At 57.0% G+C, this 21,829-nt stretch carries 19 protein-coding genes; 15 read left to right on the forward strand and 4 right to left on the reverse strand.

Annotated features, from left to right (window positions below; translation table 11 throughout):
* Positions 1-51: 51 nt before the first annotated feature.
* The 8 genes from MCM46_16650 (at position 52) to MCM46_16685 (ending at position 9,949) form a co-directional block, all read left to right on the forward strand.
* A complete protein-coding gene (locus MCM46_16650) occupies positions 52-990 on the forward strand; it encodes a glycine--tRNA ligase subunit alpha (protein MCG3113446.1) in 939 nt (312 codons plus the stop codon).
* Positions 980-3,169: a glycine--tRNA ligase subunit beta gene (gene glyS, locus MCM46_16655; protein MCG3113447.1), complete on the forward strand. Its 2,190-nt coding sequence runs from the start codon at positions 980-982 to the stop codon at positions 3,167-3,169. The genes MCM46_16650 and glyS overlap by 11 nt, the downstream gene beginning before the upstream one ends.
* Positions 3,166-3,603: a hypothetical protein gene (locus MCM46_16660; GenBank protein ID MCG3113448.1), complete on the forward strand. Its 438-nt coding sequence runs from the start codon at positions 3,166-3,168 to the stop codon at positions 3,601-3,603. The genes glyS and MCM46_16660 overlap by 4 nt, the downstream gene beginning before the upstream one ends.
* A 98-nt stretch (positions 3,604-3,701) precedes the next feature.
* Positions 3,702-6,371: a pyruvate, phosphate dikinase gene (gene ppdK / locus MCM46_16665; protein ID MCG3113449.1), complete on the forward strand. Its 2,670-nt coding sequence runs from the start codon at positions 3,702-3,704 to the stop codon at positions 6,369-6,371.
* Between the two features lie 74 nt (positions 6,372-6,445).
* Positions 6,446-6,814, forward strand: a complete 369-nt coding sequence (locus MCM46_16670; GenBank protein MCG3113450.1) for a hypothetical protein — start codon at positions 6,446-6,448, stop codon at positions 6,812-6,814.
* 115 nt (positions 6,815-6,929) lie between these two features.
* Positions 6,930-8,051: a bifunctional diaminohydroxyphosphoribosylaminopyrimidine deaminase/5-amino-6-(5-phosphoribosylamino)uracil reductase RibD gene (gene ribD, locus MCM46_16675; GenBank protein MCG3113451.1), complete on the forward strand. Its 1,122-nt coding sequence runs from the start codon at positions 6,930-6,932 to the stop codon at positions 8,049-8,051.
* Positions 8,048-9,346: a hypothetical protein gene (locus MCM46_16680; protein MCG3113452.1), complete on the forward strand. Its 1,299-nt coding sequence runs from the start codon at positions 8,048-8,050 to the stop codon at positions 9,344-9,346. Before ribD ends, MCM46_16680 begins: the two co-directional genes overlap by 4 nt.
* Before the next feature lie 6 nt (positions 9,347-9,352).
* Positions 9,353-9,949: a riboflavin synthase gene (locus MCM46_16685; GenBank protein ID MCG3113453.1), complete on the forward strand. Its 597-nt coding sequence runs from the start codon at positions 9,353-9,355 to the stop codon at positions 9,947-9,949.
* Positions 9,950-10,008: 59 nt separating this feature from the next.
* Here the strand turns inward: MCM46_16685 and MCM46_16690 are convergent, their stop codons facing one another.
* Both MCM46_16690 and MCM46_16695 read right to left on the reverse strand, forming a co-directional pair.
* Complete coding sequence (locus MCM46_16690; GenBank protein MCG3113454.1) at positions 10,009-11,391, reverse strand: sigma-54 dependent transcriptional regulator; 1,383 nt, start codon at positions 11,389-11,391, stop codon at positions 10,009-10,011.
* Positions 11,392-11,424: 33 nt separating this feature from the next.
* Positions 11,425-12,150 carry a Stp1/IreP family PP2C-type Ser/Thr phosphatase gene (locus MCM46_16695; protein ID MCG3113455.1) on the reverse strand — a complete coding sequence of 242 codons (726 nt, stop codon included), beginning with the start codon at positions 12,148-12,150 and terminating at the stop codon, positions 11,425-11,427.
* A gap of 297 nt (positions 12,151-12,447) precedes the next feature.
* On the opposite strand from MCM46_16695, the gene MCM46_16700 reads away from it, so the two are divergent.
* The 4 genes from MCM46_16700 to lgt all read left to right on the forward strand — a co-directional run bounded on the left by MCM46_16700 (position 12,448) and on the right by lgt (position 15,080).
* Positions 12,448-12,978, forward strand: a complete 531-nt coding sequence (locus MCM46_16700) for a ribonuclease H-like domain-containing protein (GenBank protein ID MCG3113456.1) — start codon at positions 12,448-12,450, stop codon at positions 12,976-12,978.
* A gap of 93 nt (positions 12,979-13,071) precedes the next feature.
* Positions 13,072-13,707, forward strand: a complete 636-nt coding sequence (locus MCM46_16705; protein ID MCG3113457.1) for a hypothetical protein — start codon at positions 13,072-13,074, stop codon at positions 13,705-13,707.
* Positions 13,704-14,126 (forward strand): hypothetical protein, encoded by a 423-nt coding sequence (locus tag MCM46_16710; GenBank protein MCG3113458.1) that lies wholly within the window; start codon positions 13,704-13,706, stop codon positions 14,124-14,126. Before MCM46_16705 ends, MCM46_16710 begins: the two co-directional genes overlap by 4 nt.
* Positions 14,127-14,228: 102 nt before the next feature.
* Positions 14,229-15,080 carry a prolipoprotein diacylglyceryl transferase gene (gene lgt, locus MCM46_16715; protein ID MCG3113459.1) on the forward strand — a complete coding sequence of 284 codons (852 nt, stop codon included), beginning with the start codon at positions 14,229-14,231 and terminating at the stop codon, positions 15,078-15,080.
* Here lgt and truA read toward each other — a convergent pair.
* Positions 15,074-15,814 carry a tRNA pseudouridine(38-40) synthase TruA gene (gene truA / locus MCM46_16720; GenBank protein MCG3113460.1) on the reverse strand — a complete coding sequence of 247 codons (741 nt, stop codon included), beginning with the start codon at positions 15,812-15,814 and terminating at the stop codon, positions 15,074-15,076. The genes lgt and truA overlap by 7 nt on opposite strands.
* A gap of 5 nt (positions 15,815-15,819) precedes the next feature.
* Positions 15,820-17,364, reverse strand: a complete 1,545-nt coding sequence (locus MCM46_16725; GenBank protein ID MCG3113461.1) for an N-acetylmuramoyl-L-alanine amidase — start codon at positions 17,362-17,364, stop codon at positions 15,820-15,822.
* A gap of 303 nt (positions 17,365-17,667) precedes the next feature.
* Between MCM46_16725 and MCM46_16730 the strand changes: the two genes are divergently transcribed.
* The 3 genes from MCM46_16730 to hisZ all read left to right on the forward strand — a co-directional run bounded on the left by MCM46_16730 (position 17,668) and on the right by hisZ (position 21,815).
* On the forward strand, positions 17,668-18,807 hold the full coding sequence (locus tag MCM46_16730) for an alanine--glyoxylate aminotransferase family protein (protein MCG3113462.1): 1,140 nt from the start codon (positions 17,668-17,670) through the stop codon (positions 18,805-18,807).
* Positions 18,808-18,834: 27 nt separating this feature from the next.
* Positions 18,835-20,415, forward strand: coding sequence for a phosphoglycerate dehydrogenase (gene serA / locus MCM46_16735; protein MCG3113463.1), 1,581 nt, complete (start codon positions 18,835-18,837; stop codon positions 20,413-20,415).
* A gap of 107 nt (positions 20,416-20,522) precedes the next feature.
* Positions 20,523-21,815 (forward strand): ATP phosphoribosyltransferase regulatory subunit, encoded by a 1,293-nt coding sequence (gene hisZ, locus MCM46_16740; GenBank protein MCG3113464.1) that lies wholly within the window; start codon positions 20,523-20,525, stop codon positions 21,813-21,815.
* The last annotated feature ends 14 nt before the right edge of the window (positions 21,816-21,829 follow it).

Genomic DNA, 21,829 nt, shown 5'->3' on the forward strand with positions numbered 1-21,829 from the left:
GGCTTTGTTACTTTGGTTTCAGTCTTTTCGAAGTGAAGATGGAGATTTTTCTTGAAAGCTGTTGTCCCCCAAAAGAAAGCCGCCAAGCCCTCTCTCCGCAAGCCTTTGACCTTTCAAGCGCTTTTCTTATCCCTTCATCAATACTGGGCCGAGCAGGGCTGCCTCATTGTTCAGTCGTACGATAACGAGGTCGGCGCCGGGACCTTCCATCCGGCGACCTTTCTTCGCGCCCTCGGCCCGGAGCCGTGGAACGCCGCCTATGTACAGGCCTCCCGCCGGCCCACCGACGGCCGCTACGGGGAAAACCCGAACCGGCTTCAACATTACTACCAGTATCAGGTGATCCTGAAGCCGGCGCCGGCGAATATCCAAGATCTTTATCTGAAGAGCCTCTCCTCCTTCGGCCTCCGGATGGAGGAGCACGACATCCGATTCGTCCAGGACGATTGGGAGTCGCCGACGCTCGGGGCGTGGGGGCTCGGCTGGGAGGTCCGGCTCGACGGAATGGAGATTACCCAGTTCACCTATTTCCAGGAGATCGGCGGGATCCCGCTCGATCCGGTTTCGGTCGAAATCACCTATGGCCTGGAAAGGGTGGCGATGTATCTTCAGCAGGTCGATAATGTCTATGACCTGGCCTGGAACGACACGGTCTCCTACGGACAGGTCCATCATGAGGGGGAGGTCCAATTTTCCCGGTTTAATTTCGAGGAGGCAAATACGGAACACCTCAAGGCGGCCTTCCAGCGCGCCGAGGAAGAGTCGCGCGCCTTGATCTCGAAGGGACTGATCCTCCCCGCATACGACTATTGCATCAAGAGCTCCCACCTCTTTAACCTTCTCGATGCGCGCGGGGCGATCTCGGTGACGGAGCGGACGAGCTACATCGGCCGGGTGCGCGGGCTGGCCCGTCTCTGCGCCGAGGGATACCTGAAGCAGCGTCAGGAAGCCGGATTTCCTCTCCTAAAGGACAAGAAAAATGCCTCGTAGCACTTCCAAAAAAGGAACCGGCGCCGGGGCGACAAAAAAAGGGAGAACGACCACCGCGAAGCCGAAGGGAAAATCTTCGGAGGAGTTGCTGGTCGAAATCGGGGTCGAAGAGATCCCTTCCAATATCATGGCCGCTACCCTTCAGCAGCTTCGGGAGGAGACCGCGGCGCGATTGGCCCCGCTTGGGATTCCTTTCGATCCTCCCCAGGTGTATGGAACCCCCCGGCGTCTGATGCTCTATCTCCCGCAACTGGCCCCCCAACAAGAGACGAGAATCGAGACGGTCTCCGGACCGGCAAAAAAGGTCGGGTTTGATCCGCAAGGGAATCCCACCTCCGCGGCGCTCGGCTTTGCAAAATCGCAGGGAGTGGCCGTCTCCGAGCTCAAAGTCCGGCAGACCGAGAAGGGGGAATACCTCTTCGTCGAGCGAGAGGTGCGGGGGGAGGCGACCGTAGTCCTGCTTAAAAAAATCCTTCCTGAAATTTTCTCCTCGCTCGATTTTCCCCGGTCGATGCGCTGGAACGGTGAAGGGGTTGCCTTCGTCCGACCGATCCGCTGGATCGTGGCGCTTTATGGCGGAGAGGTCGTTCCGTTCTCCTACGCGGGGGTGAAGGCCGATCGGATTTCCTACGGCCACCGGATCCTTTCCCCGGGGCCGTTTCGGGTGGCCGACTTTTCCGATTACCGGAAGAAAATTCGCAAGGCGTCTGTCCTGATCGACCCCAAAGAACGATATGATCTGATCGTCCAAGAGATGGCCGATCTGGCCGCCGAGAAAAAAGGGCGGATTGAGGAGGATGAAACGCTCGTTTGGCAGGCGGCGTTTATGGTAGAATATCCGAAAGCGGTCTGCGGTTCTTTCGATCTTTCCTTCTTAGAGGTCCCCAAAGAGGTGATCATCGCACCGATGAAAGAGCACCAGGGCTACTTTCCCCTCGAAGCTTCCGACGGCAAGCTCCTTCCAAACTTCATTACCATCGTGAATAACCCGTCTCCAAAATCTGAAACAATCCAAAAAGGGAATGAGCGGGTATTGCGCGCTCGCCTGGTCGATGCGAAATTTTATTTTGAGAAAGACAGAAAGAGCTCATTAAGAAATAAAGTCGAGGGGCTCACGGGAGTCACCTTCCAAGAAAAACTAGGCACATTGTATGAGAAGACTCAGAGACTGATTCATCTCTCTGGTTTTATAGCAAAACAGGTCGACGTTCCCGGAGAAAATGCCGTTCAGGAGGCGGCCATGCTTTGTAAGGCAGACCTCGTCACCGGCGTCGTCCGTGAATTTCCGTCGCTTCAAGGAACGATGGGGAAGATCTATGCCGAGATGGATGGACGGGATCGCGCCGTCGCCGCGGCGATCGAGGAGCATTACCTTCCCCGCTACTCCGGTGGGGCCCTTCCCGGAACGCCGATCGGCCAGGTTCTGGCGGTCGCCGACAAGCTCGATACCATCATCGGCTGTTTCGGCGTCGGCCTGATTCCCAGCGGTTCGGAAGATCCTTACGCCTTGCGGCGGCAGGGACTCGGCCTCATTCAAATTTTGGTCGCCGACGGCTCGCCGCTCCGACCCCTCTCTCTTCAGGCCGCCATTTCGGAATCGATTCGCCTCTATGAGGATCAGCGGAAGTTTTCGGCCGGACGGGTGGCGGAGGAGGTCAACACCTTCCTCAAGCAACGGGTCGCCTCTTACCTCCAATCCGAAGGGGTTCGCTACGATCTGATCGACGCGGTCCTTGCCCGAAAGCTCGACCGCCCCCATGTCATGGTCGATTTCGCGAGGGCGTTGGTCCGTTTTTCGACGCAGCCGCTTTTCGGACCGCTGATGATCAGCTTCAAGCGGGCCATCCGGATTCTTCCCAAAGGCTTTTCGGGTGAGGTTAATGTCCCCCTTCTAAAAGAAAATGTAGAGAAGGAGTTGCACGAAGCGATCCATACGGTCAATGAAGGAATCGGCGATTATTGGACAAAGGGCCGGTACGAGCAGATCTTGGAGATGCTCGCCACCTTATACGTTCCGCTGAACCGGTTTTTCGAAGGGGTGATGGTGATGGACCCCAATGAGGAGATCCGGGAGAACCGGCTGAGCCTCCTCTCCTGGGTCCGGACCCTCTTCAATGAGTTCGGCGATTTCTCAAAAATTGTGGAAGGGGAGTCTTCTCCCAAACCGGAGCAGAAATGAGATCCGGAAAGATCCCGCTCGGGTTTTTGATCGCGGCGGTCTTTCTCGTCTCGATGATCGACTCGAATCGAGCGGAGGGGGGCGGGCTTCAGACCGAAGCGGCGACGATCAGCGGAGAGGTGGTCTTCATCGGGACCCCGCCTGGACCGATTGTCGTCGAAGTGTATACGCGCCCTCAGTTTTCGCCCCGGCCGGCCTCTTCCGCCGTCGTCGAACAATCGGGTCCGTATCAAATTCAGGTTCATCCCGGGGCCTATTATCTGAGGGCCTTTGTCGACAGCAATCAGAATCGACAATGGGATTCAAACGAACCGATCGGCACTTACTCTACGGAACAGGCGTTGGTCATTGTTCCGCTTGCCTCGAGGGGGGGGATTAACATTCTGATTCCTCTCACGAAGAAATCGACTAAGAAACAGGAAAAGAGTCACTGATCAGCAATGGCGTTTCCAGCGAATTCGTTTTAACCAAGCTTCACGACAGCCGATTAAAAAAAATCTAGGTCGTTTTCAGAAAAGAGCGGAGGAACTTGATGGCAACGAAGAAAAAATATGTCTATTACTTCGGCGACGGCCGAGCGGATGGACGGGGAGACATGAAGGATCTCCTGGGGGGAAAGGGCGCCGGCCTGGCGGAGATGACCCGCCTCGGCATCCCGGTCCCCGCCGGATTTACGATCACTACCGAAGCCTGCATTGAATTCTTCGACAACAAAAAGAGCTATCCGAAGGGGATGTGGGAAGAAGCGCTCGCCGCGTTGAAGCGGGTCGAGAAATCGATCGGGTGCGGTTTCGGCGATCCGAAGCGTCCTCTCCTGGTCTCCGTCCGGTCGGGGGCAAAAGCCTCCATGCCGGGGATGATGGACACGGTCTTAAATCTCGGCCTGAACGACCAGACGGTCCTCGGCCTCATCGAAAAATCGAAGAACGAACGGTTCGGTTACGATGCGTACCGCCGGTTCATCTCGATGTTCGGCAGTGTTGTCATGGGAGTGAAGCGGGACAAGTTCGAGAAGGCCCTCGAAGAGAAGAAGTCGCAGCTGCGGGCCCGCCTCGATACCGATCTTCCGGCCGAGGCGCTCAAGGAGATGGTCCAGACCTACAAGAAGATCGTCCTGAATGAAACGGGGCGAAATTTTCCGGAAGATCCGATCGAGCAGCTTCGGCTCGGCATCAACGCCGTCTTCAATTCCTGGTTCGGCCAGCGGGCAATGACCTATCGCCGGCTGAACAACATCCCCGACACCTGGGGGACCGCCGTGAGCGTTGTCGCGATGGTCTTCGGAAATCTCGGCGAGACGTCGGGAACCGGTGTCGCCTTCACCCGCGATCCGTCGACCGGGGAGAGACGATTCTTCGGGGAGTTCCTCTTTAACGCGCAGGGAGAAGATGTGGTGGCCGGCATCCGGACCCCCCTGCCGATCGACGCCTTAAAGCAAAAACTGCCGAAAGCCTACCGCGATCTCATGGCGGTCTACAAGAAGCTGGAAAAACATTACAAGGATATGCTCGACATCGAGTTTACGATCCAAGAAGGGAAGCTTTACATGCTTCAGACGCGGGTCGGCAAGCGGACCGCGGCGGCGGCGATGCGGATCGCCGTCGATATGGTCAAGGAAAAGGTCATCACGAAAGAGACCGCATTGCTGCGGATCGACCCTGTGCAGCTTGATCAGCTGCTCCATCCGATGATCGATCCGAAGGCGAAGGTCCGGATCATCGCCAAGGGACTTCCAGCCTCTCCGGGGGCGGCGATCGGCAAGGTCGTCTTCACCGCGGAAGAGGCGCAGCATATGGCAGAGCGGCACGAGCGGGTGATCTTAGTCCGGACGGAGACCTCGCCGGAAGATATCGGCGGGATGCACGCGGCGGAAGGAATCGTCACGGCGCGCGGGGGGATGACCTCGCATGCCGCGGTGGTCGCCCGGGGGATGGGAAAGTGCTGTGTCGCCGGCTGCGGGGTTTTACATATCGATGAGGAGCGAAAGTTCTTCACCGTCGGCGACGTGACGGTGAAAGAGGGAGATTACATCACCCTCAACGGTTCGACAGGAGAGGTGATCCTCGGCCAGGTCGATCTGATCCAGCCGGAGATGAGCGGCTCTTTCAAAACCTTGATGGGATGGGCCGATGCCGCCCGGAAGCTGAACGTCCGGGCGAACGCCGACACTCCGCATGACGCCCGCGTCGCGCGCGAATTCGGGGCGGAGGGGATCGGGCTTTGCCGGACGGAGCATATGTTCTTCGAGGGGGACCGGATCAAGGCGGTCCGGGAGATGATCCTCGCCGACACGCTGGAGGGGCGGAAGCGCGCGTTGGCAAAACTGCTTCCGATGCAGAAGGGGGATTTCATCGGGATCTTCCGCGAGATGAAGGGGCTGCCGGTGACGATCCGCCTCTTGGATCCGCCGCTCCATGAATTTCTGCCGCAGACGGAAGAAGATCTCGAAGAGCTCTCCCGCGAAATGGGGATTCACGTCGATCTGCTTCGGGCCAAGAACAGGAGCCTCCATGAATTCAATCCGATGCTCGGCCATCGCGGCTGCCGGCTCGGCATCACCTTCCCCGAGATCTACGAAATGCAGGCGCAGGCGATCTTCGAAGCGGCCTGCGAGCTGGCGCAGGAGAAGTTGAAGGTGATCCCGGAAGTGATGATCCCGCTGGTCGCTCACATTAAAGAGCTCTCGGAGATGAAAGCCCTCTGCGTCAGGACGGCGGAGGAGGTCATGGCCCGATACAAAAAGAAGATCAGCTATACGATCGGGACGATGATCGAGCTGCCGCGCGCCGCGCTGGTGGCCGATCAGATCGCGAAAGAGGCCGAATTCTTCTCGTTCGGAACCAACGATTTAACCCAGACCACCTTCGGTCTTTCCCGCGACGACGCCGGGCGGTTCCTGCCGGACTACGTCCACAAGGGGATTTTGGATCAAGATCCCTTCGTCGCCATCGATCAAGAGGGGGTCGGTCTCCTCATGAAAATGGGGGTGGAGAAAGGGAGATCGGCTCGACCCGGGATGAAGATCGGAATCTGCGGCGAACATGGGGGCGAGCCGAGCTCGGTGGAATTCTGCCATCGGATCGGCCTGAACTATGTCAGCTGCTCTCCTTTCCGTGTGCCGATCGCGCGGCTTGCGGCGGCGCAGGCGATGGTCCGGGGAAAGATGAAGGGAAAAGACGGCGGCCACCGCGCGACGGTCTGATCTGTTAGAAAATCCAGTTTGTTCCTTGTAGGGGCGTATTGCAATACGCCCCTACGTTTTTGGGGGTAGCGATCATGAAAATTCAAACGGTCTGGGCGGTGAAGGTTGTGCCCGATGATGAAGCGGAGGACCTTCACGAGTTCGGTCTCTCTTGGTACCGCTTTGCAAAAGAGCCGACCGAGATTGACCCCGTCTTGAAAATTCCGGCCAAGCCGGCGGTCTGGGTCAAATTCTCCAAACTCGAACAGCTTGAGCTGATGCAATCCGATTTCCCCGAAGCCAAACTCGGCCCCGCCGGCTCCTTTACTGAGGGAATTCTTTTCGCGGAGAGCTGGGAGAAGGCCGAGACGCTTCAGAAGAAAGTGCACTCCGTTCTTCGCAGTGAAGAAGGAGAAGATGAAATGGGGAAAATCATCAAGGAAGAGACGATGGAAGATTATTAGAGGTTTTGCTCCTTAATCAGGGTTCTCGTGAGAGACGCTAGAAGAACGCAGCGCTTTTTTCAAGAAATTTGCCGCCGATTTGACATCCTACCAGGCCCGCTTATATAGTAGCGTCATGCCGAAAACGGACGTCGATTATATGAAACGCGCACTTCGCCTCGCCCGGAAGGGACGCGGGAAAACCTCCCCCAATCCGATGGTGGGCGCGGTGATCGTCAAAAATGGCGCCGTCGTCGGCGAAGGATTCCATCCCGGTCCGGGCGCCCCCCACGCCGAGGTGATCGCCCTCACCCAAGCCGGAAAGCGGGCGAAGGGGGCGACCCTCTATACCAATCTCGAGCCCTGTTGCCACACCGAAAAGCGAACCCCTCCTTGCACCGATGCGATTTTAAAAAGCGGCCTCCGCCGGGTGGTCGCCGCCATGACCGATCCGAATCCGCTTGTCTCCGGAGGGGGACTGGAGCAACTCCGGAAGGCGGGGATGGAGGTGACGGAGGGAGTTCTCCGTGAAGAGGCGGAGCGGTTGAACGAGGTCTTCATCAAATACATTACGACCGGGAAACCGTTTGTGATCCTCAAAGCCGCAATGACCCTCGACGGCCGGATTGCGACGGCGAAGGGATCTTCCCGCTGGATCACCGGAGAGGCGGCGCGGTTGGAGGTCCATCACCTTCGCTCCGAGGTCGACGCGGTCCTGGTGGGGATCGGGACCGTTCTGGCCGATGACCCGATGCTGACGGCGCGCCGGCCGGGGATGAGGAACCCGATTCGGATTGTCATCGATCCCGATCTCAAGATCCCGCTGAAAGCCAAACTGGTCACCTCCCTTTCAGAGGCGCCGACCTTCCTCATCACGACCTCCTCGGCCTCCGCCGAAAAAATTCGAAAATTGGAGAAGGCGGGAGTCCAGGTGGCCCTTCTTCCTCAGGCAAATGGGGAAATCTCCTTCGACGATATTTTTAAGCGGCTCGGAAAGGCGGGGATTACCAGCGTGTTGATCGAAGGAGGGGGCAGGGTGAATGGCATGGCGCTTCGCGCCGGCGTGGTTGACAAAGTGATTTTTTATGTCGCCCCGAAGCTTCTCTGCGGAGACGATGCGCGAAGCGCCGTCGCCGGAAAGGCGATCCCGGGTCTCGGAGAGGCGCTCCTCCTGGAGGAGGTCCAGGTTCGAGAGATCGGAGGGGATTTTCGCATTGAGGGTTATCTGAAGAAAAAAGAAAGAGGAGGCCGTTCATGAACCCGATTCGCGTTTGGATTTTCTTCTTCATCCTCTGCTCCGCATGTGCTCCAAGCCAGCATGTTCCCTCCTCCGCCTCAGGCGATCCGGCGCCGCCGCAGGAAGAGCTCAATCCTTTGGTCCAACAGTTCTTGGCCTCGGGAGATCCGAATCAATCGGAGACGCTGCTCAAAGAGATCCAAAACAAAAAAGGGGTGACGGTAGAGCAGATCGAGCAGGCGATTCAAAACGGCATCTATCCGCTGGAACCGCGAGTAGGAGCATTGCATCTGGAGCTTGAGATTGAAGGGGAGCCGGCCGATTATGCCCTCTATGTTCCGGAGAGTTACGATCCGGCCGCCGCTTACCCGCTGATCGTCTGTCTGCATGGGGCCGGTTTCACCGGGGACAGTTATCTTGAGCGGTGGCAGGCCCGGCTGGGGGAGAAAACGGTCCTGGCCTGTCCGACGATGATGGGGGGAGCCTGGTGGACCCCGGGAGGGGAGGCGCTGGTGACCGCGGTGATCGACGACGTTCGATCGAAGTACCACATCGATCCCAATCGGGTTTACCTGACCGGCATGTCGAACGGAGGGATCGGGACTTATCTCATCGGAATGTTCCACGCCGATCGTTTTGCCGCGATCTCCCCGATGGCGGCGGGTATTCCCGACGAGATCTTTCCCTTTCTTCGGAATTTCTCCTCCACCGGGATTTACATTGTCCATGGGGCCCAGGATGAGGTGATGCCGGTGATTCTTTCGCGGAAGATCAGCGAGTACCTGAAAGAGCAGGAGATTCCTTATACCTATCGCGAGCACGACCGCCTTCATCCGATGGCGGGAGGTCACTTTTTCCCAAGGGAGGAATTGCCGGAGTTGATGGCGTGGTTTGAAGGGCAGCGCCGGGACCCTTATCCGGCCCGAGTAGTCTCCATCCGAGATGCGGAACACTTGCAGCCCTTTTATTGGACCGAGATCAATCAAGCCGAGGGGGAGGCGGCCAGCGTTTTCGGATCGATTTTCGATGAGGAGGAGGCGGATCGGGTGAAGCAGGGGGCCTTCCCTTCGTTGACCGCGGAGGTGAAGGATAACCGGGTCGATGTCAATACCGAGCGGGTCGAAACGTACACCCTCTTCTTCAATCGCGCGTTGATTGATTTTTCAAAACCGGTGACGGTCTATACCAACGGCCAGAAAAGCTTCGAGGGACGGCTCTCGGAAGGGGTCGTTCCCCTCTTGAAGGAAGCGAAACGAAGAGAGGACCGCGGGGCGCTTTATCCGGCGGCGGTCACTATTCATTTAAAGGCGAAGTGACGGAGAATGTTTACCGGTATCATCGAAGAGATTGGGGTGGTCAAAACGATCGATCGGAATCTTCAGTCGATCCGATTGACCCTCTTGGCGAAGACCGTTTTAGATGATCTTGAGATCGGAGACAGCGTGACGGTCAACGGGGTTTGTACGACGGCGACCGCCTTGATTGAAAGCGGGTTCACCGTCGATCTCTCCCCTGAAACGGCGCGGGTGACGACCCTCGGCGGTCTGAAGGCGGGCGATCCGGTCAACCTCGAACGAGCCATGCGGATCATGGACCGGATCGGCGGGCATCTTGTTTCGGGGCATGTCGAAGGGGTGGGGGTGATCCGCGACCGAAAACAGGAAGAGAATGCGATCATTCTGACCATTGAAGCGCCGGCGGACATTTTAAAGTACTGCATCAAAAAAGGATCGATCGCCGTCGATGGGGTGAGCCTGACGATCAACAGCTTGACCGACCGGAGCGTGACCCTTTCGATTATCCCTCATACCGCCAAGGTCACGACATTGGGCCTGAAGGAGATCGGCGCCCCGGTGAATCTGGAAAGTGATCTCATCGGGAAGTATGTGGAGCGACTCATCGGCTCCAAAGAAAAATAATGCGGAATGCGGATTGCGGAGTTTCAGAGCATTCTGAATTGATCAGATCAAGGCTTTTTCTAATCTCCTCCCTCTTCTTTTCCGCTCAAACCAAGCGCATCCATTTTGTATTTTAACTGCCGCCGGGAGATGCCGAGGAGCTTCGCTGCGCGCGTCTGAACGTGACGGCTCTGTTCAAGGGCGTGTGAGATCATCTGCCGTTCGAGCTGCTCGACCGCCTGTTCCAACGGCAGCTCTCTAAAAGAGATCAAGTCGTTCGAACCGGATCGGCCCGGTTTCGTTCGGATCGCGAGAGGGATGTCGTCTACATCAATCCGTTGAGAGGAGGAGAGGGTGACCATTTGCTCGATCAGATTTTCGATCTCGCGGACATTTCCCGGCCATTCATAGCCAGAGAGGATTTCCATCGCTTCCGCCGTGATCGATTTTAGGGGGAGCCCTTCCGCCGCCGATTTCTTGTCGAGGAAGTGCTTCATGAGGAGCGGGATATCTTCCTTTCTTTGGCGAAGCGGGGGGAGGAAGATCGGAATGACATTAATCCGATAATAGAGATCTTCCCGAAAACGTCCCTTGCGGATTTCTTCTTCCAGATCTTTATTGGTTGCCGCGATGACCCGGACGTCGGTTTCGATGAGATCCGATCCGCCGACCCGCATGAATTTCCGCTCTTCCAAGGCGCGAAGGATTTTGGCTTGGCAGGGGGGCGAAAGCTCTGCGACTTCGTCGAGGAAAAGCGTTCCGTGATCGGCTTGCTCGAATCGCCCGATCCGTCGCGACTGTGCGTCGGTAAACGCCCCGCGCTCGTGGCCGAAGAGCTCGGTTTCAAGAAGCGTTTCCGGGATGGCGGCGCAATTGATCGCCATGAACGGATGATTCCGTCGGCTGCTGTTGTAATGAAGGGCCTTGGCGACCAGCTCTTTTCCGGTGCCGCTTTCCCCCAGCAGGAGCACGGTCGTTTTGGTGTCGGCGACGTGTCGGATCTTTTCGAAGACCGCCTGAATCGCCCCGCTGCTCCCGACGATGTTTTCATACCCGTACCGCTTGGAAACTTCCGTCCGAAGGGCTTGCACTTCTTTTTCAAGGTCGCGATTGGAGAGGGTCTTGGCCAAGAGCCACTTGAGCTCTTCCAGGTCGAACGGCTTGGTCAGATAGTCGTCGGCGCCGGCCTTGATCGCTTCGACCGCGGTTTTGATCGTCCGGGTCGCGGTGAGCATGATGATCGGGATCTTTTCGTCGGCCTCGCGAATTCGCTTGAGCGCCGCCATCCCATCCATGCGCGGCATGATCAGATCGAGGAGAATCAGATCAGGGAAGGCTTCCTGAAAACGCCGCACCCCTTCCTCGCCGTCGGAGGCGAAAACAAGGGCGTACTCTTGCTTCAAGAAATTCCGGAAGGATTCCTGAACGCTGATCTCATCGTCAATGACGAGAATCTTTTTCATCTGTGCCGAATGGGGGAAGGAGATGGGGATTGCTTAACGATAGCCGATCAAAATCGCCGTGATGTTGTCTTCGCCCCCTTTTTCTTTCGCTTTCTCGATGAGGGCGCTGCATGTCTTTTCGAGATTATCCCGCGTTTGGGTCAGGATGGCGCTGATTTCTTCAAGGGTCAATTTGTTGCTGAGGCCGTCCGAACAGAGAAGAAGAATATCTCCGGTGGCTGGGGTCCGACGGACGGTTTCCACCTCCACGGCGGGGCTGGTGCCGAGCGCGCGGCTGATGACATGTTTGAGCGGATGGCGCTCCGCCGCTTCGGGGGTGAGGAGGCCCTTTCGGACATACTCGTTCACCAACGAGTGATCTTGCGTCAGTTGTTGCGTCTTATTGTTCTGGTGAAGGTAGACCCGGCTGTCGCCGACGAAGCCGATGAGCATCTCCTCGTTTCGGGCGATGACGGTAACGACCGTGGTTCCCATCCCACTGAGCGCGGCGTCTTTTTCGCCCGCCTCGTGAATTCTTTGGTTTGCGTGGTTGATGGCCCGGGCCAATTTCATCTCTTCCGTCTGTTCCGTAATTTCCGTGGAGGAGAAGAATTCCTTAATCAGCTCAACCGCCATTTTGCTGGCGACTTCGCCCGCCGCATGGCCTCCCATTCCGTCGGCCACAATGTAGAGGCTATGCTCGGGAAAGAGTCCGAGACTGTCTTCATTGGATCGACGAACACGACCCACATCGGTTAACCCTGCGGCGATTACCTTCATTTGTCGGGCGTCCTCATTCGCTTCGATTGGTCGATTCGGATTTTGATGAACGTTTGAAGTAGGACATCAAACTCATTTTATAAGATAGGTGCAATTTTGTCCACCATCGTTTTTGAGAAGATCACTTTACTTAAGATGGGTACTATATCGGATGGAGTTCGATCTTGCAAGGGATCGTGATCAGATTTGAAATAAGATGTTCACGATCATGAGGAATTTCTTGACATCAATCGTAAAAATTACGTAGAGTCACGGAATCTTTTCTTCACAGGTCATGTTCAACGGGCCGGGGGTCTGATGAATATTGTCTACTTCGACCTCGAAACGCAAAAGAGCGCGGAAGAAGTGGGAGGATGGGAAAACAAGCACCGGATGGGTTTCTCGTTCGGGGTGACCTATTCGACGCGCGACGAACGGTTTCGGGGGTATGAAGAGGAGGATATCCCGGCTTTGATTTCCGAGCTGCGCGCGGCCGATCGAGTCATCGGATACAACATTCTCGGTTTCGATTATTCGGTCCTCGCGCCTTATACCGATGTGAACCTCTCGACGCTTCCTACGCTCGATTTGATGACCTATCTTCATCCGATTCTCGGATTTCGTCCAAAGCTCGACAGCCTGGCCGCGGCGACCCTCAAGGCGGGAAAAACGGCCGACGGTCTCAAGGCGATCCGATGGTACCGCGAAGGGAATTTCGCCAGCATCGCTCTCTACTGCAAAGAGGATGTTCGCATCACGCGCGACCTTCACTTCTACGGCCGCCAAAACGGATTTATTTATTACAGCAATCGATCGAACCAGCCCGCCCGCGTCAGCGTCGCCTGGTAGATTTCTCCCCTCCGTTTCTTTCTTTTTGATTTTCGTTTGTGTTATATTTAATTAATTTCTTTTCCTAACCCCTTCTCAAGTGAGATTTCCATCATGTCGATCGGCTGGGTGGTCGTTCTGTTCATCGCCGTTCTAATGGCGCTCCTGCTCGTCGTTCCATTCCGCTTCGTTGTCGATTCTAAAGAGAAGCGTTTCTCCGTCCGATGGTTTTTCTTGAGTCTGGCGTTCCGTTTTTCGGACAAAAGGGTGGAGATCGGACTTTTCGGTATTCGGTTTCAAATGAAAAAAAAGAGGCCGGCCGCTCCCCCTCCCGGCCCGCCTTCCCAAGAAGAAGCGGCTGAAGAGGAGGAAGCGCGACCTTCGTTCGTCTCCGTTCTGCTGTCTCACCGCTCTCTGATGATCCAACTGGCCGAGCTTTCCATCAAGTATACGCTGGAGCTGCTGCGTGCTTTTTCTATCTCACATTTCCGGTTGGACCTCTCGTTCGATGATCCGATGATCAATGGGATCTGCTACGGTTCCTTTCAGGGGGTCCAGATGAAGCGGGTTCATCTCGGGGTGAATTTCTGGGGCGAGAACCGCTTCGTGGGGGCGTTCGCGCTGCCGTTATACCGAATGATGATTCCAACCCTTCGGCTTCTTTTTAAATTACCCTATCGTGAAGTCTTTTCCGTATTTCGTGAGATTCGACATCCGGATCGTGTCAGAAAAGAGGAGGTTTCAGCATGAGTATCGCAGAAGATTTGATGAAGACGCTTTTAGAGCAGCTCAAAGTGATTGCAAACACCGATACCATCATCGGCGAGGCGTTTCAGGCGGGCAATGTCTCGATTATCCCGGTCTCCCGGATTTCGATGGGAATCGGCGTCGGCGGCGGCGGACAGTCCCAGCAGGGGGAAGGGGTCGGCGGGGGAGGGGGCGTGAAGGTGGAGCCGATCGCGTTCCTCGTCGTTAAGGATCAGAGCGTCTCGTTGCTGAATGTTGGCAAGGGGAAGGGTCTCGATGCCCTTTACGAAAAGATCCCCGAACTGATCGATAAGGTGGTCGAAAAGGTTTCCCAGAAGGTCGGAAAGCCGGAAGCCGAAGAGCGGGTCGAGAGACCGAGCTCCGGCGCGCCGGGATTCACTCCGGGATTGCAAACACCATAATGAATATTCGAAGCAGTGAGGAGTTCGGAGGAAGGAGTGAGGAGATTCACGGTTTATCTCTTCACTCCTCACCCCTTACTCCTCACGCGTTTTAAGAGGATTATGATCAAATACCCCGATATCGACCCGGTCTTCATCCGGATCGGTCCGCTCGCTTTCCGATGGTATGGGTTGATGTATGCTGTCTCCTTTATCGCGGCGATCTTTATCATCCGCGCGACGGCGGTCCGGAGAGGGCTCAGGATCACGAAGGAAGAGATCTCCGATATGATGCTCTACGTTGCGATCGGAGTCATCTTGGGAGGCCGCCTCGGGTATGTTCTCTTCTACAATCCCGGTTTCTACCTTGAAAATCCCTTGAAGATCTTTGCCGTTTGGGAGGGGGGGATGTCGTTTCATGGGGGGCTGATCGGCGTTTTGGTCGCCGGCACCCTTTTTTGCAAACGGTATCAATACTCCTTCTACGACCTGGCCGATGTCTCGGCGCCGGCGGTGCCGGTCGGCCTCGGGTTGGGACGGATCGGGAACTTCATCAACGGCGAGCTCTGGGGCCGACCGACCGATGTCCCCTGGTGTATGGTCTTCCCGCAGGCGGATGAGGCGTGTCGCCATCCCTCCCAGCTCTACCAGGCCGCATTGGAAGGCCCGGTCCTCTTTCTCATCCTCTGGGTCCTCTCCGGTCGAAAAGTGCCGCGCGGGGTTGTCTTCTGGTCGTTTTTTCTCTTCTACGGTCTCTTTCGTTTTATCACCGAGTTCTTCCGTCAGCCCGACCCGCAATTGGGATTGATCCTCGGCCCTCTCTCGATGGGGCAGCTCCTCAGCCTGCCGATGTTCCTTCTTGGGGCGGTGATGGTTGCGATCCAATTTAAACGGGGAGAACGCCTGCCGAGCCGTCCCGCTCCGGTAGAGGAAATAAAGCGCGACCGGACGGTCGGGAAGCAGAGACGTCAATAATCGATCCGCATCAGAAAGAGGCCCTGCGGCGGGGCGGTGGGACCGGCCAGGCGGCGATCGCGTCCCTCCAAAATCTCAGGAACCTCTGAAGCGGCCCTTCTGCCGCGCCCTACCTCCACAAGCAATCCAACCAAATTCCGGACCATGTACTGCAGGAAGCGCGGGGCTTGAAAGGTGATCCGAATCCGGTCCCCTTCTTTCCGGAGATCGATCTTTTCCAGATCGACGATCCGATCCTCCGCCTCGCCGGCGGCGGCGCAGAGCGATGTGAAATCGCGACGGCCGATCAGCAAGCGGCTTGCTTTCCTCATTTTGGAAAGATCCAACGGCTGAAAAACATGCCATGCCGTCCGCCGGTGAAGGGGAGAACGGCGCGGATAATTGTAGACGAAATAGACGTAGGTTTTTCGCTTCGCGGAAAACCGCGCGTGGAACGACGCGGGGATCTCTTCGGCCGATCGAACGGCGATGTCATCCGGCAGATGGGCATTGAGCCCGCGGGTCCAGGTGTCGGAATCGAACCGGACCGGCGGGGCGAAGTGAGCCACCTGGCCGAAGGCATGGACCCCGGCATCGGTCCGTCCGGCGCCGGTGATCCGGACCGGCTTTCCGGTGAGTCGCCGTAAGGCGTTTTCAACGGTTCCTTGGATGGTCGTAAGGCGGGGCTGAATCTGCCAGCCGTGGTAGTGGGTGCCGTCGTATTCGAGGGTCAGCTTGATGAGGTTCCCGGCCATTTTCGTTATGAGTCGGCCTGGGCGGAATCAAGGTATCGCTCGATTCCTCGGAAGAGGGACTCGGCGATTTTCTGCCGGTATGCGGCGCTTCGAAGGCGTTTCCCTTCGGCCGGATGGGTCAGGAAGGAGATTTCAGCGAGAATGGCCGGCATGTTCGTGTGGGCCAATACATAGAAAGGGGCACGCTTCACGCCGAGGGAGGTGGTCGGATATTTCGAGATCAGATGATCGACGAAGGCCCCCTCGGTGATATGGGCCAACTCCAGCGACGCATTCATGTTAAAATCGCGTTCCAGGTCGTTCAAGATCACCTCTTGAAAATCGCGCGCCGCTTTTTCGCTGGTGGCGTTTTCGCGCGCCGCCACCTCGATCGCCCGATCATCGGTGGCCCGGCCGAGGAAATAAACCTCGATCCCCTGCGTATTCCTCTTCGGGCTCGCGTTGGCATGCACCGAGATGAAGAGATCGGCTTTTTCTGCATTGGCCATGAGGGTCCGCTCGTCGAGGGGGATGAAGACATCCTGATCGCGGGTCATGATCACCTTTTTCTTGAGTTTCTTCTCGATCAGATTTTTCAGACGGAGGGAAACGTCGAGGACGACCTCTTTCTCCTCCAAGCCATTGACCCCGATGGCGCCCGGATCTTTTCCCCCATGTCCGGGGTCGATCATGATGGTCTTGATCGTGAACAGGGAAGGCGGCGGGAGCAGCGCCATCACGTCGGGTTCGGCGGACTCCTCCTTGGCGCGGGCCGTCACGGTCTTCTGGTTGCCGTTGGTGACATCGATCACCACCCGGTCGGGATCGCTGAGCGGGATCACTTTATGTGAGCCGAGCTGCTTGAACGTCAGGACGACATCGACCGTATTCTGCGCGTTTTGTTTTGCCTCGATCCGCTTCAGGGATCCGTCACGGACGACGATCGACCGGTTTTTTTTGAAAAGATCTCCCAGGGCGGCATCGGAAAGGCGGACGGTCAGGGAAGTGGGAGAAGATTTCTCAACTTTGAAAGGGGCCGGCCGATCAAGATCGACAACGACGCGGGTATAATCGGGATAGGCCCAATGCCGGATGTTGGAGATATTGGAAAGGAGGGTCGCCTCCGGTGCGGGAGCGGGTGCCGGTCCAACCAGCGCTTCGATTCGATTGATCTGCCGCCGGGCTTCTTTCCAAAGGGACGATTCGGATGATTTCTCGGAGATCTTTCGATAGTGTTCCCTCGCGTTTTGGAGGTCGTCCTTCCGATCGGAGTAGAGGTATAGCTCCTGGTAGAGCCGGGCGATCTCAAAGAGGACCTGTCCGTCGTTTTGCTTGAAGGCGCGGGTTTCTTCATATTTTTGAATGCATCGCTCCCAATTGTCCCGGAATTTTTTCCGGTCGGGGGAGGCTCTCAGACCGTCCCGGCAGGCGTCGGCCTCTTTGAGGTCTTCCGCCGCAATGGCAGGCGACGCCGTCGGCATGGCCGAGACGATTGCCGAGAGGAGCAATACCGGCAAAAGAAGCCGCATCGGGTAAAAGAACTGTCGATGTGGATAAAGCAATCGTTTCATATGCAGTTCGGGTGACCTTTTCCCGCCCCCCCGGGTGCGCGCCGAATCTTTCGGAGGGAGCGTCGGATTTGTCCTGAGTTGAGCCGCTCGTCGGAAAGCCGTTTTGGAAAGATGAGTGCTGTTTCCAGACAAGGTAAACCGAAAGAGAAATCTTGTCAAATTCCCCCTTCTTTTTCCCTTCCATCGTACCATAACTTGAACCTTTTTCTTGACATTTTTCACCCCCCTATGTTACCGTCGAAAAATTCTCAGTTTGCTTTTCCATCCGAAAAACTTGTTTAAATTCTAAAGGAGTAGATAAAGATGAAGAAGTACCTCTTGGCGCCGGGTCCGACGCAGGTCTCTCCCGAGGTTCTCTTGGCCATGGCCCAGCCGATTTTGCATCACCGCGCCCCCGAATTTGCGAAGATCCTCGAGCGGGTCAAACAAGATTTGAAGTGGCTTTACCAGACCCAGAACGACGTCCTCATCATCGCTTCATCCGGGACCGGCGGCATGGAAGGATCAGTCACCAACTTTCTCTCTCCCGGCGACAAAGCCCTCTTCGTCAACAGCGGAAAATTCGGCGAACGTTGGGGGAAAATCTGCGCGGCCTACGGCGTTAAGGCGGAGGAGATCAAGGTCGAGTGGGGATACGCGGTAAAACCGGAGCAGATTAAAGCGGCCCTCCAGAAAGATCCGTCGATCAAAGCGGTCTTCACCCAGGCCAATGAGACGTCGACCGGCGTGGCCCATCCGATCCGCGAGATCGGCGAGGTCGTCAAACAGTTCGAAGGGACCTTGATGATCGTCGATGCCGTTTCGGCAATGGGGGTTTTCGACATCCAGACCGACGCGTGGGGCCTCGATGTCGTTGTGACCGGTTCGCAGAAGGCGCTGGCGTTGCCTCCGGGATTGGCGTTCGTCTCCGTTTCCGAGAAGGCGTGGCGCCAGGCGGAGAAGGCGAAGAACGCGAAGTTCTATTTCAACTTCAAAAAAGAGCGGGAAGGTTTGGCGAAGAATCAGACCGCCTATACCCCGGCGGTCTCGCTGATCGTCGGCCTGGACCAATCGCTCCGGATGCTCAAAGAAGAGGGGCTGCAGAATGTTTTTGCGCGCCAGGGTCTTCTTGCCAAAGCGACGCGGGAAGCGATGAAGGGATTGGGGCTTTCCCTCTTTCCGAAAGAGTATCCCAGTGATGCGGTGACGGCGATCGAAGCGCCCCAGGGCTATGACGGCCAGGCGATCTACAAAGATCTCCGCGTCAAATACGGCGTTACGGCCGCCGGGGGACAAGACCAGCTCAAGGGGAAGGTCTTCCGGATCGCCACGATGGGATATATGGACACCTTTGATATCATCACGGCGGTCGCGGCGGTCGAGATGGTCCTGAAGGGGATGGGGCATCCTCTGAAGCTCGGGACCGGCGTCGGAATCGCGCAGGAAATTCTCTTAAAAAAATAGCTTTCAGGAAGGCTGTTTGGAGGTTTTATGAAGGTATTAATCAGTGATTCCCTTTCGGAACGGGGCGTTGAAATCCTGAAGAAGGCCGGCTTGACGGTCGACGTCAAAACAAAGCTGACCCCGGCGCAGTTGATCGAGGAGATCCCGAATTACGATGCCCTCATCATCCGGAGCGGTACCAAGGTGACGAAGGATGTGATCGCCGCGGCGAAGAACCTCAAGGTGGTCGGCCGGGCCGGATCGGGGCTCGACAACGTCGATCTTCCCGCCGCGACGAAGCGGGGGATCGTCGTTATGAACACCCCCGGCGGGAACACGGTGACCACCGCCGAGCACTCTTTCTCCCTTCTGATGTCGATGGCCCGGCAGGTTCCCCAGGCGAACGCGTCGGTGAAGGCGGGGAAGTGGGAGAAGAACAAGTTCATGGGGATGGAGCTCTTCAATAAAACGATCGGGATCGTCGGAATTGGTCAGATCGGGAGCTACGTCGCCAAGCTTGCCCAGGGAGCGAACATGACGGTCATCGCCTACGATGCCTTCCTCTCCCCGGAGAACGCCAAAAAGTTAGGGGTGGAAGTGGTTGATCTGGAGACCCTCTTCTCCCGGGCCGATATCATTACCCTCCACGTGCCGATGACCACCGAGACGAAGCACATGATCAACGCGGCGGCGATCCAGAAGATGAAACATGGGGTTCGGATCATCAACTGCGCCCGCGGCGGCATCGTCAACGAGACCGATCTCTTTGAGGCTCTCAAGAGTGGAAAGGTTGCGGCGGCGGCGTTCGATGTATTCGAAAAAGAGCCGGTCGATCCGGCGAATCCTCTTCTGACCCTTGAGAATTTCATCTGCACCCCCCACCTCGGCGCGGCCACCACCGAAGCGCAGGAGAATGTGGCCTGGGCGATTGCGGAGCAGGTCGTCGATTTTCTCGTCCGGGGGGTGGTCCGTTACGCCGTGAATCTTCCCTCGGTGTCTGCGGATCTTCTCCCCAAGGTTCAACCCTACGTCGAGCTGGCCGAGAAGATCGGCTCTTTCCTGGGTCAGACCGTGGAAGGAGGGATCGAAAAGGTCACGATCGAATATCACGGCGAGGCGGGCGATCTTCAGACCAGTCCGATCACGCTTGCCGCCGTCAAGGGATTGCTTGCGCCGATCCTGGAAGAGACGGTGAATTATGTGAATGCCCCCAGCATTGCCAAAGAGCGGGGGATCGAGGTGAACGAGGCGAAGAGCAGCGACGCGGGAAATTTCTCCAGTTTGATCTCGATCAAGGTAAAGGCGGGAGGGCAGACGAAGGTCGTCGCCGGGAGCATCTTCAACAAGAAAGAGCCGCGCTTCGTGGAGATCGACGGCATGTCGTTGGAAGTCGTCCCCGAGGGGCATATGCTCTACCTCTTCAATGAAGACAAACCGGGGGTGATCGGCGGGCTGGGGCAGCTTCTCGCAAAGAATCAGATCAACATTTCCCGAATGCAGCTCGGACGTGAACGGGCCGGCGGCAAGGCGATCTCGGTCGTCGGGATCGACTCGGTCGTCTCCCCGGAAGTGCTCAAAGAGCTCAAGTCGCTCCCGCACGTCCTCTCCGTGAAGCGGGTCAAACTCTAAGAAATTACCTAAAGGGCGGGGCCGGGGATCAGGGGCCGGGGTTCGGTTTAAACTTTTTGAGTTTTTGCCGGTCCCCGACCCCTGGCTCCCGGCCCCCGGTTCTTTCAATGAAATTACCCGGTAAACCAAGAACGATGATTCCAAAGGGGGTGGCCACCTTCCTTCCCGAAGGAACGTCGAGACGCCGCGAGATCGAGCGAAAAATTCTCTCCCTCTTTTCCCGGTGGGGATATCAAGAGGTGATCACCCCCATCTTCGAATACCTCGATGTCTTCTCGCTCGGGGTGGGAGAAGAGCTCCTCAACCGCGCATATAAGTTCGTCGATCGCGCGACCGGGCGGATGATGGTTTTGCGCCCCGACGTCACCCCCCAGATCGCGCGAATCGCCGCGACCCTCCTGAACGACCAACCGCTTCCGATCCGCCTTTGTTACTCGGCGAATGTCTTCCGCCACGAGGAGGAGCATGCCGGGAGGGAACGGGAAATCCACCAGATCGGGGGAGAGTTGATCGGTCCCTCCCATGCCGAAGCCGACGCGGAAACGATCTCGCTCGCGATCGAAATCCTGCATAAGCTGGAGCTCAAATCGTTTAAGATCGCCCTGGGTCAGATGGCGTTTACGCGGGGGATTCTCCAGCCGTTTGAATCGTCGCCCGCTGCATTCAAAAGGATCTTGGGCGCGGTCGCAAAAAAAGATGCGTCCCTTCTGGAGGCCCTCTTAAAAGAGGAAAAGGTCGGTCCGAAAACGCGGAAGCAGGTCCTCTCGCTCCTGGACCTCTTCGGCGGGGAAGAAGTCTTCGCCGCGGCGAAGCCGCTCGCGGTCTCTCCCGCTTGCAAAGCCGGTCTTCGACGGCTTCGGGAAGTGTATGAGATTTTAAAACAGGCCGGACACCAGGAATTTCTTTTGATCGATCTCGGCGAGGTCCGCGGGTTCGATTATTATACCGGAACGATTTTCGAGATTTTCGCAGAGGGGGCCGGCTCCGAATTGGGGGGAGGGGGCCGATATGATCACCTCCTGGAAAAGTTCGGCGCTCCCTCCTCCTCCACCGGATTTGCCCTTCACCTCGAGCGGATTCAGTGGGCATTGGAGCAAGTGGCCGGATCGGGCCGCGACTATTCGTCGGCCGATTTTCTGGTGCTTCATACCGTTGAGGGGGCGTCCGAGGCGATGTCGCTTTCTCATCAGCTTCGCGACGCCGGTTATCGGGTGATCCGCCGAAACGGATTTCACGGCGCGGTCGAGTCTTATCTTTCCGAGGCCCGCAAGCAAAAGGTTGTGAAAATTCTCCTTCTCACGGGAGGACGCGACAAGGGGGTTCGCTCCGTGGATGTTCGTACGGGCCGTCAAGAGAGCCAAAGCCGTTCCGATTTTCTGGAATGGTTGAAATCGTCCTGATCCGATTTTTCCTT

Source organism: Candidatus Manganitrophus morganii (assembly GCA_021651055.1).
GTDB classification, from domain to species: domain Bacteria; phylum Nitrospirota; class Nitrospiria; order SBBL01; family Manganitrophaceae; genus Manganitrophus; species Manganitrophus morganii.

Excerpts from the sequence above, each read along its gene's own strand:
- MCM46_16725 (MCG3113461.1), bottom strand. The coding sequence starts at position 17,364 with ATGAAACGATTGCTTTATCCACATCGACAGTTCTTTTACCCGATGCGG.
- MCM46_16670 (MCG3113450.1), top strand. The coding sequence starts at position 6,446 with ATGAAAATTCAAACGGTCTGGGCGGTGAAGGTTGTGCCCGATGATGAA.
- MCM46_16710 (MCG3113458.1), top strand. The coding sequence starts at position 13,704 with ATGAGTATCGCAGAAGATTTGATGAAGACGCTTTTAGAGCAGCTCAAA.
- lgt (MCG3113459.1), top strand. The coding sequence starts at position 14,229 with ATGATCAAATACCCCGATATCGACCCGGTCTTCATCCGGATCGGTCCG.
- MCM46_16730 (MCG3113462.1), top strand. The coding sequence starts at position 17,668 with ATGAAGAAGTACCTCTTGGCGCCGGGTCCGACGCAGGTCTCTCCCGAG.
- MCM46_16700 (MCG3113456.1), top strand. The coding sequence starts at position 12,448 with ATGAATATTGTCTACTTCGACCTCGAAACGCAAAAGAGCGCGGAAGAA.
- hisZ (MCG3113464.1), top strand. The coding sequence starts at position 20,523 with ATGAAATTACCCGGTAAACCAAGAACGATGATTCCAAAGGGGGTGGCC.
- MCM46_16660 (MCG3113448.1), top strand. The coding sequence starts at position 3,166 with ATGAGATCCGGAAAGATCCCGCTCGGGTTTTTGATCGCGGCGGTCTTT.
- truA (MCG3113460.1), bottom strand. The coding sequence starts at position 15,814 with ATGGCCGGGAACCTCATCAAGCTGACCCTCGAATACGACGGCACCCAC.
- MCM46_16690 (MCG3113454.1), bottom strand. The coding sequence starts at position 11,391 with ATGAAAAAGATTCTCGTCATTGACGATGAGATCAGCGTTCAGGAATCC.
- MCM46_16705 (MCG3113457.1), top strand. The coding sequence starts at position 13,072 with ATGTCGATCGGCTGGGTGGTCGTTCTGTTCATCGCCGTTCTAATGGCG.
- serA (MCG3113463.1), top strand. The coding sequence starts at position 18,835 with ATGAAGGTATTAATCAGTGATTCCCTTTCGGAACGGGGCGTTGAAATC.
- glyS (MCG3113447.1), top strand. The coding sequence starts at position 980 with ATGCCTCGTAGCACTTCCAAAAAAGGAACCGGCGCCGGGGCGACAAAA.
- MCM46_16685 (MCG3113453.1), top strand. The coding sequence starts at position 9,353 with ATGTTTACCGGTATCATCGAAGAGATTGGGGTGGTCAAAACGATCGAT.
- ribD (MCG3113451.1), top strand. The coding sequence starts at position 6,930 with ATGCCGAAAACGGACGTCGATTATATGAAACGCGCACTTCGCCTCGCC.
- MCM46_16695 (MCG3113455.1), bottom strand. The coding sequence starts at position 12,150 with ATGAAGGTAATCGCCGCAGGGTTAACCGATGTGGGTCGTGTTCGTCGA.
- ppdK (MCG3113449.1), top strand. The coding sequence starts at position 3,702 with ATGGCAACGAAGAAAAAATATGTCTATTACTTCGGCGACGGCCGAGCG.
- MCM46_16680 (MCG3113452.1), top strand. The coding sequence starts at position 8,048 with ATGAACCCGATTCGCGTTTGGATTTTCTTCTTCATCCTCTGCTCCGCA.